The following is a 13,415-nucleotide window of genomic DNA, read 5'->3' on the forward strand; positions in this document are numbered from 1 at the left end:
ATATTCTAGACATTCTCAGTAGCAGGTCGGTCCAGTTTTCGGTCAACAAATTTAAGGTAAGCCCATATGGCGCTCAATCCATTACATAGGGAAAGTAGCAGCCCTACTGCCAAGAACAACCCAGCAATCAGAAAGATAGTATAGGATGAAGAGAAAAAAGTCCCGCTGTTGAGTACTCCGAGAATCAGCACGGTGGAAAACGGAAATGATAGGGCTAAAATGGCGATACCGAAATCATTGTTAAAGGTTTTTTTCTTAGGCTTGTTTTCCAATTCCAAACCGTCTACCGCGGCAATATGGGCGTAGGGCCAAAAACTACAGGCACTTAACCCGAATGCCAGGGTCAACAAGATTTCATTTTGGACTTGAATATCACCCATTATTACAAAAAGACCAGAAACCAACAAAACCAACCCTGCTCGTGCACATAGGAGTGAAAAAATCTGAAAGAACTGTTTTCTTTTGATTTTAACAGCCAATCCGATGAACAAAAGAACCAGTGGCGTCATAATGAGACTCAATTTTTCCAAGGTTTCATTCAAAAAGAAAGGGAGCGAATCCATGGTAAAACCGAAAACCAACATGAGCAGTGCCACACCTATAAAAATATTCACAGGTTCAGAAATCATAGCTTTCAGCATAGGCCCTAACTGCGCCCTTCCTTTTTTTCTTTGGTTGGATTGCAAGGCATAATGCCAATTCATGGCCACAAGATACAGGAAGAAAAGCACAAAGATTTTGTTTCCCAAATCCGCCATAGCTGCCTTTGCCAAATAATCTTCACCCAAAAATTCGAGTACAAAAGGAAAACAAGATAATCCAGGAGCCAATGATGGAATGAGGAGCTTAGCGGTTCTATATTCCGGAGTGCTTTTTCCAATGCCCATTAGAGGTAAAACTAAAGGCATGGCCAAAAACAGTAGTAGGTTGAGCCCAAGGGCGAGGAGGGGCAAAATAAGTAAATGAAGTTCTACTTTTATGCCCAACAGGGCAATAAAAATAGTGGCCGGCAAGGCAAGATTAAGAATGATTTTCTTGATGCCGGAAATTTCTTCCTTGGACTTAAATTTTACTTTAAGTAATACCCCAATGAAGATAAAAAATAGAAATACAACGGTTTTTTGTAGGCTGATATCCATTATGCTATACCAATACCTTGTTGATGGCAGCCGTGAACAGTTTCATTTCGTCCATGGTTCCCATACTTACGCGGCACCATGTTTTATCCATGAACTCAAAGGCACGAACCCCAACTTTTAGCTGGGTCATTTTGTCCAAGAATGCATTGCCATCCATTTCTATAGGGAAAATGAGGAAACTGGTATGGGAAGGCACATAGTCAAAGCCCATTTGATCTAGACTTTGGTAGACATATTCCCTACATTCTGAGTTCAAAGTTCGAGATGAATCAATGAAATCAGTGTCATCCATAGCGGCCATTGCAGCATAGACAGATGGATAGGAAATTCCCATACCACCACGGGTTATATTTTGAAGTTTTGCCAAGGTGGAATCTTGTGCTACGATATATCCAACCCTGAGACCAGCCATACCGTGAATTTTTGAGAAAGTTCTGGCAATGATGACATCCTTGCCTTCATTGATCAAGGAAACCATACTTTTTTTGGCACCCTCATCCAAGAACCATAGATAGGCTTCGTCAATAAAAACAGGCACTTTTTCTGAAACCTTGGAACAGAAATCCACAAGCTCCTCATGGTCTGTCATGGTTCCTGTTGGGTTATTGGGATTGCAGATATAAACCAATTTAGTGTCAGAATCCACAGCGGCTTCCATTGCTTTCAGATCGTGGGACCAATCATCTTTTAGGGGAACCGGTTTCCAACTGGCACCCACAGACTCAGCAACTCGAATCAAGGACATATAAGCGGGATCAGCGGAAACTACATTACCACCATTCATGAACAAGACCATGGCGGTTTTCTCCAACAAATCTGAAGATCCTGGTCCCATCATAATGTTTTTGCTTTCCACACCTTCAAAGTCGGCTATCTTATCAATGAGCTGAAATAATTCCTTCCAGGCATATCGGTTTCCTCCTGCAGCTGCGCTTTTAAATGCTTCCAAAGCCATAGGAGAAGGACCATAAGGGTTCTCATTGGCATTCAGTTTGGCCGCCAAATCTGGAAACATGGAATCTAGCTTCGGTAAAAACTCTTTAAAAAATGGACTGTAGACTGCATTTCCATTTGTGTCTAATTGCAAAGGAGCTCTTGGAGTTTCGGCTAGACCGATGTAGGGCAAGGCCATGGCCCCACCGGCGGTGAGCATACTTTTACGTAGCCAATCCCTTCTGTTGATGTTGGTTGTTCCCATGATGGTTGTTGTTTTTAGTAGTGTTCTTAAAATTAAGCGATTACAGCGCTAAATACAATCCTAAAAACATAAAAATCAACCTCTTAAATTCAATATTTTGAAAAATGGAACGTGTAATTTTTCGAAATTGAAAGCGTTTGGTGCACAATAATCTAAAAAAGTTGTCTTTTCTGCATGCAAGCTTGAAGATAAGGTAAAGGTACTGCTATAATGAGTTGCAACACGGGTACGACTTGATGTTTCCGGTTAAGAAATCAAATGGGAGATTACAATGCATTTTTGAATTGCTCCAAAAAGCGGACATCATTTTCACTCAACAAGCGAATATCCGAAATCTGATGTAAGAGCAGCGCAATACGATCTATTCCCATGCCAAAGGCAAAACCAGAGTAGACATCAGGGTCTATTCCACAGTTTTTCAGCACATTAGGGTCAACCATGCCACAGCCCATTATCTCTAACCAGCCGGTTCCTTTGGTCATTCGGTAATCGGTTTCCGTTTCCAATCCCCAATACACATCAACTTCGGCACTAGGTTCTGTAAACGGAAAGTAAGATGGACGTAATCTGATTTTTGATTTCCCGAACATCTCTGAAGTGAAATATTGCAAGGTTTGTTTCAAATCGGCGAAGGAAACATTTTTGTCTACATAAAGACCCTCCACTTGATGGAAAAAACAATGGGAACGGGCGGAAATGGCCTCATTTCTGTACACTCTTCCGGGAGAAATGGTACGGATGGGTGGTTTATGACTTTCCATATAACGTACCTGCACTGATGAGGTATGCGTTCGAAGTAAGATATCTGGATTGGTTTGAATGAAAAAGGTGTCCTGCATATCGCGGGCAGGATGGTATTCTGGCAGGTTGAGTGCCGTAAAATTGTGCCAATCATCCTCAATTTCAGGTCCTTCTGAAACATTGAAACCAATTCTTGAGAAAATATCGATGATTTGATTTTTAACAATGGAAATGGGGTGCCTGGCACCTAAGGCAATGGGCTCACCGGGACGGGTAAGGTCTCCATATTTGCCTTTGGTTTCCACTTGGCTTTCAAGCTCGGTTTTTAGCGTGTTTACCTTTTCGGTGGCGGCATTCTTCAGTTGATTAATTACCTGTCCGAACTCTTTTTTTTCACCATTGGGCACGTTTTTGAACTCGGCAAAAAAACTGTTCAAAAGCCCCTTTTTTCCCAAATACTTAATTCGGAAAGCTTCAATTTCATCTTTAGAGGTCGAGGTGAATTTCTCCACTTCAGCCAAATGTTCCTTTATGGTCTCAATCATGTTTGATGGCTGTATTGGCGGACAAATTTAGCAAATTGTCCTCGAATATGTAGGCAATTAGGCAATGTACTGCCACTCCGCCGAAAAAATGCCATAACCAGTGGGTTCCCATGGGAAAATAGGTCTGGGTAAGATCAATGCTTCTAAAGAAAATGGCAATGCCAAAAACAGCAAAGGCCAAAATCACCAAACCTATATTTCTCCCTTGGGTTTTTATGAGATACCAAACCAACGGGAAGAGTATGGTCGCCGCAGTGATTACATAACCCAATGTAATCCGCCACGGACCGGGAATGGGTAAAATGCGAAGCAAGAACGATATTCCCAAAAGCAAAACAACTAAAAGTGCGCGTTGCCACCACCGCCAAACCAATTTGAAGATAAAATAGATAACCAGCGCAGCACATAGTAGCATTATGGGCATCCAATCCAACTTTAGCCAGAATTCATGGCTTCGGGTAGCATGGTAGACTGTACCCCCAATATAACTTATACCAATGATGGGCAGTACCCAAGACAAGAAAAGATGCCTTTTTGGATTTTTGTACACTTTACACCCCCAATAGATTATCAAAGCCAAAAAAACAAGGTTACTATAGGTATTGAAGGGTTCCACGGGAAGCCTTCCTGAAACAGTTTCTAGATAAACTGGACCAGAATCGTTAGGGAACTTGAATATCAGCATTTAAAAGGTTATTAGGGTTGGGCATTGATATTATCCCCGATCCAATGTATACATGACTTAAAGGAGTCAAAAATATTTTCAGGTGGAATAAGGTCGGGTATAATGCCGATGCGTTCCATCATAAATTTGGGTTGATCTAGAATGTTCACCAAGAGTACATCAATGTTCTTTTGTTTTAGGTCTTGCAATACATCTTCCATGGCATACAATCCAGATTGGTCTAGGTACAGCATTTTTCCCATGCGGATGACCACAGTGGACGCGGTATCTGGTATTTGTGCGGCCAACTGCTGAAACTCATTGGTAGACCCAAAAAACAAAGGTCCCTTTATGTGCTTAATAAAAACTTCTTCCTTGATTTTTTGCGGAAGATCCTTTTCATCGGACCATACTTCTTCACGCAAGGGTTTTACATCTGACCTTTTTGCGGTGATATCTCCAATTTTTTTCATGAACATCAATGAAGCAATAATCAACCCTATGCCTACGGCATAAACAAGGTTCCAAGTAGAGGAAAGTACCATAACAACCAGCATTATGATAACTTCTGAACTAAGCTTCAACGGGCCTAACGTAACATCTTTTGGGAGATGGGGAATCGCTTTTAATCCTTTATAGTCCATAACCCCAATTCCTACTGTGACCAATATTCCGGCCAATACTGCAGCAGGGATTTGGGAGGCAACGGGGCCAAGGGCCAAAAGTATGATAAGAAGGAGAACTCCCGCGATCATACCGGAAAGTTTGGTTTTACCACCCGAGTTTATGTTGACCACCGTTCTGATTGTGGCACCTGCCCCGGGAATACCTCCAAAAATGGCTGCAATACTATTGCCAATGCCCTGCCCCACCAGTTCTTTGTTGGGCTTATGCTTGGTCTGGGTCATATTATCCGCTATTACCGAGGTAAGCAAGGAGTCTATGGCACCTAAAAGGGCCAGAGTGAGTGCCGTAAAAATGTAGGGCGTTATGGAACTAAGCTTAAAGGCCGTAAATATTTCTAGATTGGGAATAGGTAATCCGCTTGGAATTTGCTCAATGGGCCTGTAGTCCAAACCTAGGCCGTAGGCCAATCCAGAAACCACAACTAGCGCTACTAAAGTACTGGGAACCTTTGTGGTAATCCGCTTAAATCCATAAATGATGAATATAGTGGCCAATGCAAGCCCTAGTTCCAACCAATTGATGTTATTTAAAGCTTGAGGCAGTACCTTAAAAGTCCCTATGACCCCTGAAGCGTCTTTTGCAGCTAAGCTACTGGCTTCCTTTTGAATGTCTTCCGGGGTTATATCTTCTGCCCTTTTTATAGTTTCTTCAAAATTTTCCAACACCAAAATACCTTCACCAGCTTCTTCTTGAAGGATTTTTTCCAAGATATTTTCTTCGGCCATGGGTACAAACTGCTTTACATACGCTCCATCTTCCTTCGGATAATATCCTACGGCGGGCAGTATCTGTGTGACCAATATGATTATGCCAATGGCCGTCATAAATCCAGATATCACCGGATATGGAATGTATTTGATGTATTTGCCCAAACCAATTAGCCCCAGGCCAATTTGCATAAATCCAGCTAAAAGAAAAACGGTTAGGATAGCAGGTAATGCCTGATTCATATCTCCGTCATTGATGGCCACTATGCCAGCAATGACCACCATACTCACAGCTGTCATGGGGGCAGTGGGACCAGAGATTTGGGTGTTGGTTCCCCCAAAAAGGGCTGCAAAAAAGCTTATAAAAATGGCGCCATACAATCCAGCACTGGGCCCAAGCCCAGAGCTTACCCCAAAAGCAAGTGCCAGTGGTAAGGCCACAATACCTGCAGTAATGCCCCCAAATAAATCTCCTTTTAAATGTTTAAACATTGGTATGGTTACAATTGATTAGTTTGAAGATACTAATATTACTATACAAAAAGGCCGATGATACTAAAATCATCGGCCTCTTCAAAAGATTGTAAAAAGGGGATTACAAAAATGTTACCTTACCATCAGAGATGTCGTACATGGCACCAACAATGGCTATTTCACCATTATCTTCCATTTCTTTAAGCACTTCACTCTTCTTTCTGATGTCCTCTATGGCCATTTCAACATTTTTGACGGCAACAGCATCCACAAATTCCAGGTTTTTGGAGTTTCTTAAACTCTCATCTTGGGGTTCTGTTACGGCTTCAACCGCGGGTTCAATCTTATTGATAAGGGCAGTTAGGTTGCCCAATCGTGCATGATCACAAGCGCCTTTTACGGCCCCACAACTGGTATGTCCCAAAACGACAAGTGCTTTGGTTCCAGCCAGTTTGCAGGCAAATTCCATACTTCCTAAAATGTCATCATTAATGAAATTACCGGCAATCCTAACACTAAAAATATCCCCAACACCTTGATCAAATACCAACTCTGCGGAAACCCTGGAATCGATACAACTAAGGATGGTCGCAAAAGGGAACTGTCCATCTCTGGTGTCCTTCACCTGCTCCAAAAGGTTTCTATCGGCTTTTTGGTTTTTTTGAAAACGTTCATTGCCTTCCTTCAATAATTGAAGGGAGGACTCGGGCGTCAACTTTGCTTGTGTTTCTTTTGTATGTGCTTTCATATCAATATTTTATGCCGTTTTCTTCGGTCTTAGATTAAAAAATTCAATGTAACTCGGAGGGTTTTCAACTTCTCCTCTTTCAGAAATCAATTTTATATCGATGTTTCTGTTTTTGGCCTTGCTTGAAAAATCCTCTAGAATTTCGATGATATCATTATCCAAATAACGGGTTTTCCGAACATCCAATTCAAGATAGGAATTTTCAGGAATACGATCCAACTCTTTTAGGATGGCTCCTTTATTGATGAAGGTTACTTCTTCGGCCAAGGTCATCTTCATTCGGTTTGTACCATTGCCCTTTTCCTCAATATGAAGAAAGTGCGAGTTCTGGTAGCTTTTAATAAGGATAACTACAATACCAACACCTAGGCCCAGTCCAATACCAATCAATAGATCGGTAAACACAATGCCCACTACAGTAACTACAAATGGGATAAACTGCTTCCACCCCAATTGATACATAGTCTTGAACAGACTGGGTTTTGCCAACTTATATCCTACTATAAATAGTACGGCTGCCAATACAGAGAGAGGAATCATGTTGAGCAAGGTTGGAATCAGTAAAACCGAAATCAACAAGAAAAAACCATGAATAATGGCGGAAGCCTTGGTTCTACCACCAGATTGTATATTGGCAGAACTTCGTACAATAACCTGCGTAACGGGCAGACCACCAATCATACCAGATACGGTATTGCCCACACCTTGAGCCAACAATTCCCTATTGGTTGGTGTTACGCGCTTTTGGGGGTCTAATTTGTCAGTGGCTTCCACACATAATAAGGTTTCTAAACTGGCCACCAGTGCTACGGTAAATGCGGTAATCCAAATGTCAGGATTGCCTATTACCGAGAAATTGGGGAAGCTCAATAGGGTTCCAAAAGAATCTAAGCCATCCGGAACAGGTACGCTCACCAAATGCTCAGATGAGATACCCCAAGTGGAATTTCCCTTGGTGAACACGTAATAAAGGATACCCAATACTACCGCTACCAATGGACCTTGAATGAGTTGAAATATTTTGGCTTTCTTGCTCAGTACCCTATCCCATAAAATAAGTATGGCCAAGGCAACTATAGCAATAATTGTGGCTCCAGGGCTAATATAATTGATGGAATTGATGATTTCAGAAAAGGTATTTTCACCATCTACTTGGAAGAAGGCAAAATCGCCTTCTGGGTCTGAATCATACCCAAAAAAGTGTGGTATTTGTTTTAAGATTATGATGATTCCAATACCCGTTAGCATTCCCTTGATAACAGATGAAGGGAAATAATAGGCAATTACCCCAGCTTTGAGTAAACCAAATACAATTTGGATGATTCCACCCAAAACCACGGCCACCAAGAAATTTTGATAGCCGCCCAAGGTGCCTATGGCAGTCAATACAATGGCTGCAAGTCCTGCTGCCGGTCCGCTGACCCCAATTTGTGAGCCACTGAGTGAGCCCACGATGATTCCGCCGACAATTCCGGCGATAAGGCCAGAAAATAAAGGAGCACCACTGGCCAGTGCAATTCCCAAACATAGGGGAAGAGCCACAAAAAAAACCACTATACTGGCCGGCAAGTCATTCTTGATATACTTGAACATAATAATAAGTTAAATTAGTTGGGTCTTCAGCATTTAAATTATGTGAAGACATTTAGAAAATTGATTTGAATGTGCGCTAAGGTTACGCTAGTCTCTTGGGAGGAGGGTCAAGTATTTCAACGGTAAATTCCAAAATGGGGAAGATATACCCTAAAGCATTAAGGTTTTCTTTTTGTTGAAGTGATGAATTTAGTGGAAAAAAGTTTCGAAGCAAGAAGTACTTACTTTCAAAATTATTGACAGTAGATGGTTCGTGGTTATTGTTTTCCTCCTCTGAAGAACCTATGATCATCGCAGTACAGCACTCCCTGCCCAATAAGGGCACAAAAGGGGAGGCCATCAAAATTGTGACCAATATTACTGAAACAAAAGGAATAGCCAATAGCCTTAGCATAATGCCATTTTGAGCAAAAATAAGCCGTGGCACACAAAAAATTGTTAAATAACTTTTAAAAGTCCTTCAACAACTTGATATTATCGGTCAATAACCAGCCTGTTTGGCCGTCTGCAATCCTAATTTTACTCCAGTCGTCCAGATGCTCCAAAACGTTTACTTTGGTGCCTTCATGCAAGGTGAAGGCAGTTTCACTATTGTTGTTGGGCTCCGAGGACACCCCAACTTGTTTACTGAACACTATGGCCGGATTATCTTTTTTGAAACTTTGGTATTGAAGGTAGGCCATTAAAACACAAACAACAGCCAAGACAAGAGAAAGAATACTGGTGACAAAGGCAAATCGCTTTTGATTGGCATACCTGAGAAAGAAATAGGCCAAATAGGCCAAAACGAACAAAAAGACGAGTGAAACGGCCAAGTACGCCCATTGGTCAAATGAAAAAAGATTTACGGCAGTAGTATAAATTTGGGAGAGTTCTGTTTTGGGAATCTCCTCAATGGCATCCAAGCGCATATTTTGGGCATAGCCTAAATTATTGATAATCTCACTGTCAGTTGGATCTAACAGCAAGGCTTTTTCATAATAATAGATGCTGGGACCTATGGCGTTTTGTTTATAATAACAATTTCCAAGATTAAAATAAAGCTGTGCCGAGTGTTCCCCATTTTCCAAAATTTGCTTGTAATTCTCAATGGCCTTGGAATACTCACCTTTGTTGTATAGTTCCGTGGCTTGGTCAAATAGGTCACTGTTTTGGGAAAAACCCATTGAAAAAGAAAAGAGACCCAATACAATTAACTTCTTTAGATTCATAATTGCTTGTCCAAATTAGAGATTACCTCGCTCGCTGTATCATAATCCTTTTGCATTTGTACATCAGAAAATGGACTATAGCGTGCCATTTCGCAACTTTTCAGCAGTGCTATAAAGCCTTCCACATCATTGGCGTCTACTTTTTTATCGAGCAAGACAGAGGTGATTTTCTCCTTGCTGAATTCCGAGGTTTCAATTTTCAATTTGGCCTTTAAGTAATTGTGAAGACCTTTCTCCAATGCCACATAAAATGCCTCCTTATTGCCCAATTCTTTTTTGGCGGTGGACAGGTATTTTTTCGCCAGTTTATTGGCCTGTTTTACTTTATTTCCTTCCACATCACGTGCGATGGCCTCTCTTTTCTTGAATGAAAAAATGGCAATGGGAATCAGCAGTAACGGAACAAACATGAGCAAATAAAAAGTGTTAGAGCCAAAAAAGTAGTTCACGCCAATGGGGCTGAGGTTGGGGCTCAATTTGATAAAATGAAACTGTTTTCCTGTAGGCACAACTAGCTTCTGATTTGAAAGTGTTCCAACGGCATTGCCGGTGGAAGTGTTCATGGGTCCTTCCAAAACCTCAATATTGATTTCATCCGAATTAAGGGTCACATACCTCTGCGTATTTGGGTTGAAATAACTAAAGGAAATGCTTGGAATGGGATATTTTCCCCTAAAAGAAGGAACAATCGTGTAGTTGTTGCTCACTTTTCCCTCCATTCCAGAGGTATAGGTTTGGATGTTTTCTTCGTATTCCGGTTCATAGACTTCAAGGGAACTGGGTAGTTCCGGTTCAGGAAGTTGAAACAGCTTCAAGTTCCCTTTTCCTGAAACCTCAACAACAGCTTGAAGCGATTCCGAGGCGTTTAATTGGGTCTTGCTGGCCGTGACCGAGAAATCAAAATCACCCACAGCACCCCCAAAATTGGCTGGTTTTCCACTCTCGGGAAGTTGTTTTACGTTAATGGTCCTTCTTCCCGCAGAAACCGTTTTACTGGTTTGCGTGTATATGCGACCCCCAAAAAAGTCGCGGCGATTGGTGGGCACATCCACAAAAATTTCCAAGGAAAGGGGTTCAATTTCCAATTGACCAGCCTTCTGCGGATAGAGAACCACTCTCTTCAACACCACATAACGATACGGTTTACCCTCATACGTGCCGTTTTGGGCCGTGTGTTTGGTCACAGGAATCTCTTGGCTCCAAAAATTGTTGTACTTGGGGTTGTCCAACGGTCTATAGTTGGTGACACTGATGTTGGGACTCACGTAAAGCTTGTAAATAACGGTGACCGCTTCATTCAGGTAAGGATTTCCTTTGGAAACTTCGGCTACCAAATGAAGGCTTTCATCAGCAACATCGTCTACTGTTTTTTGATCGTTGGGCTTGTCCACTGCGGCGGTGACTTCCACCGTTTTTGGAAGCGTTTTATAAGTGTTTCCATCAATTTCTATGGTAGCTTGATTTATGGTGAAATTCCCCCTTGCCGAAGGCACCAAAATATAGGAATAGGTTTTGGAAAAACTTCGTTTTCCATTCACCCAAGAAGAACTGATGGATTGCGAGGGCCCCATCACCACCTTAAATCCTTCAAAGGGCGGCGGGCTGAAATTGTCCCCGTCTTTGTTCATGGTAAACTCTACCCGAAGCCGTTCGTTGATGCCCAGTTTTTCCTTGCTGAGGTTCATCTCAAAGGAAACCTCATCCTCTTGGGCATGGGAAGATTGGGCCACAAAAAATAATGCAGCTATCAACCATAGTATGTTTCCCTTCAACCTATACACTACCAGTCTTTTTCGTTTCTTATTTTTTTACCCTTCACTTTCATGGCCTCCATTTTTTCCTGCACCTTTTTCTCTTCGTTTTGCATGGCCTCTAACAAATTCTGAATCTGCTGTTCGGAAAGCTGATTGGGTCGTGGTTGCTGCTTTTGTTCCTGTTCATCAGGCTGGTCCCCTTGATTGGGTTTCTTCTCTTGTTCTTTTTTCTCATCACCATCACCTTTTTGATTTTCCTCAGGCTTGTCCTCTCCATTTTCGCCTTCATCACCCTTATCCTTGTTCTCATCTTCATTCTGCTCTCCTTCGTCCTGCTTGTCTTTGTTCCCTTCGTTGTTTTGGTCTTGGTTCTGATCCTTGTCTTGGTCTTGCTGATCTTGATTGTCCTTATTATCCTGGTTCTGATCGTTCTGTTGATCATTCTGTTCCTTTTCCAGCATTTTTTTGGCCAAGGCTAGATTGTATCGGGTTTCATCATCATTGGGATTGCTGCGCAACGCTTGTTTGTAGGCTTCCACCGCTTGTTGATATTCCTTGCGCTTCATATACACGTTCCCCATGTTATGGTACGCCTTATGTTTTGCAGGTTTTTCCTCGGTGGATTCACTGGCCATTTTGTAGCGCCCGAAAGCCTCACCATAACTTTCACGATTATAGTAGGCATTTCCCAAATTAAAGGGAGCTGCTACATTCTTTTTACTTTTGGAAATGGCTTTACGGTAATTGGCTTCGGCCATGGGAAAATCATTCGAGGTAAGTTCTTCATTGGCCTCGTAGGTAATGTTTGTGGAAGTTCTCAATGCTTTTTCGGCCTCTTTGTCCACAATTTCATCCTGTGCATGGGCAATTCCCACACAACAGATTAGGCCGAACAGCAATCTCATCTTACTCATCATCATGCTCATTAAAAAGATTTAGTTTTTTCAACCATTGTGTTTTTCGGTCCAAAAGGAAGATATCCAAAAATAGAAATAAAAAGCCTGCTGCGAGAAACCATTGAAATTGGTCCTTGTATTCTGCAAATTGCTTGGCTTCAAATTCTGTTTTGTCCATTTGGTTCAACAATTCCTTGATGCGGTCCACAGCTTGCTCTGTGTTGGTGCCATCAATATATTCGCCATTGCCCCGATTTGCAACCTCGGACAAAATGACCTCATTCAATTTGGAAATGACCACTTCCCCTTGATTGTCCTTCTTCAAACTTTCCACAATACCATTTCTTTTGATAGGAATGGGAGCTCCTTTGGTTTTTCCGACCCCAATGGTGAAGACCCGGATGCCATTTTGGGTGGCATTGTCCACCGCACTGATGGTATTGTCCTCTGAATGGTCTTCCCCATCCGACACAATAAATAGAACGCGGTTGGTCTGCTCGGTATCGTCATAATAGGTGCTGGCCAGGTCAATGGCGGCATCAATGGCCGTACCTTGTGACGAAAGCATATCCGTGTTCATGCTCTGCAGGAACATTTTTGCCGCACCATAGTCCGTGGTGATGGGCAATTGGGGATACGCCTGTCCAGCGTAGGCAATGATTCCTATTCTGTCACTGGCCAATTGGTTGATGATTTCTGAAACCAATCGTTTGGCCTTTTCCAGTCGGTTGGGCGCAATATCTTCTGCCAGCATACTTTTTGAAACGTCCACGGCGAAAACAATATCCACTCCTTCGCGTTTGACGGTTTCCAATTTTGTTCCGATTTTTGGGTTCACCAATCCCAAAATAAGAAAGGATAGTCCGGCCAAGAAGAAAATCAACTTTAGGGCCGATTTAAAACTCGACTTATTTGGGGCCAATCGTTTCAATAAATTGCTGTCCGCAAACTGGCGCTGGGTCCTTTTTTTCCAGAGTTGAAGAAAAAAGAAGGCCAGGACCATTACCGGAATAATGCCCAAAAGGTAGAAATATATTTTTTCGTCAAACTGAATCATT

12 protein-coding genes are annotated in these 13,415 nt (G+C 42.1%); all 12 read right to left on the reverse strand.

The window, feature by feature from the left end; genetic code table 11:
* Positions 1 to 5: 5 nt before the first annotated feature.
* Positions 6 to 1,139, reverse strand: coding sequence for a permease (locus ACFOWS_RS11585; RefSeq protein WP_379764697.1), 1,134 nt, complete (start codon positions 1,137 to 1,139; stop codon positions 6 to 8).
* 4 nt (positions 1,140 to 1,143) lie between these two features.
* Positions 1,144 to 2,337: a pyridoxal phosphate-dependent aminotransferase gene (locus tag ACFOWS_RS11590; protein ID WP_379764699.1), complete on the reverse strand. Its 1,194-nt coding sequence runs from the start codon at positions 2,335 to 2,337 to the stop codon at positions 1,144 to 1,146.
* A gap of 266 nt (positions 2,338 to 2,603) precedes the next feature.
* Positions 2,604 to 3,623 (reverse strand): phenylalanine--tRNA ligase subunit alpha, encoded by a 1,020-nt coding sequence (gene pheS / locus ACFOWS_RS11595; protein ID WP_379764701.1) that lies wholly within the window; start codon positions 3,621 to 3,623, stop codon positions 2,604 to 2,606.
* On the reverse strand, positions 3,616 to 4,308 hold the full coding sequence (locus tag ACFOWS_RS11600) for a hypothetical protein (protein ID WP_379764703.1): 693 nt from the start codon (positions 4,306 to 4,308) through the stop codon (positions 3,616 to 3,618). The genes pheS and ACFOWS_RS11600 overlap by 8 nt, the downstream gene beginning before the upstream one ends.
* 11 nt (positions 4,309 to 4,319) lie before the next feature.
* Positions 4,320 to 6,173 carry a SulP family inorganic anion transporter gene (locus ACFOWS_RS11605; RefSeq protein WP_379764705.1) on the reverse strand — a complete coding sequence of 618 codons (1,854 nt, stop codon included), beginning with the start codon at positions 6,171 to 6,173 and terminating at the stop codon, positions 4,320 to 4,322.
* 103 nt (positions 6,174 to 6,276) lie between these two features.
* A complete protein-coding gene (locus tag ACFOWS_RS11610; protein ID WP_379764707.1) occupies positions 6,277 to 6,903 on the reverse strand; it encodes a carbonic anhydrase family protein in 627 nt (208 codons plus the stop codon).
* A gap of 9 nt (positions 6,904 to 6,912) precedes the next feature.
* Complete coding sequence (locus ACFOWS_RS11615) at positions 6,913 to 8,496, reverse strand: SulP family inorganic anion transporter (protein ID WP_366585660.1); 1,584 nt, start codon at positions 8,494 to 8,496, stop codon at positions 6,913 to 6,915.
* Positions 8,497 to 8,578: 82 nt separating this feature from the next.
* Positions 8,579 to 8,890, reverse strand: coding sequence for a hypothetical protein (locus ACFOWS_RS11620; protein ID WP_366585658.1), 312 nt, complete (start codon positions 8,888 to 8,890; stop codon positions 8,579 to 8,581).
* Between the two features lie 55 nt (positions 8,891 to 8,945).
* Entirely contained in the window at positions 8,946 to 9,707 is a 762-nt protein-coding gene (locus tag ACFOWS_RS11625; protein ID WP_379764709.1) for an SH3 domain-containing protein, read from the reverse strand.
* Positions 9,704 to 11,479, reverse strand: a complete 1,776-nt coding sequence (locus tag ACFOWS_RS11630; RefSeq protein ID WP_379765604.1) for a BatD family protein — start codon at positions 11,477 to 11,479, stop codon at positions 9,704 to 9,706. The genes ACFOWS_RS11625 and ACFOWS_RS11630 overlap by 4 nt, the downstream gene beginning before the upstream one ends.
* Positions 11,480 to 11,487: 8 nt before the next feature.
* Positions 11,488 to 12,381, reverse strand: coding sequence for a tetratricopeptide repeat protein (locus ACFOWS_RS11635; RefSeq protein ID WP_379764711.1), 894 nt, complete (start codon positions 12,379 to 12,381; stop codon positions 11,488 to 11,490).
* Positions 12,368 to 13,414 carry a VWA domain-containing protein gene (locus ACFOWS_RS11640; RefSeq protein WP_379764713.1) on the reverse strand — a complete coding sequence of 349 codons (1,047 nt, stop codon included), beginning with the start codon at positions 13,412 to 13,414 and terminating at the stop codon, positions 12,368 to 12,370. The genes ACFOWS_RS11635 and ACFOWS_RS11640 overlap by 14 nt, the downstream gene beginning before the upstream one ends.
* Position 13,415: the final 1 nt, after the last annotated feature.

Origin of the sequence: Flagellimonas marina (genome assembly GCF_042651185.1) — a bacterium.
Classification (GTDB): domain Bacteria; phylum Bacteroidota; class Bacteroidia; order Flavobacteriales; family Flavobacteriaceae; genus Flagellimonas; species Flagellimonas marina.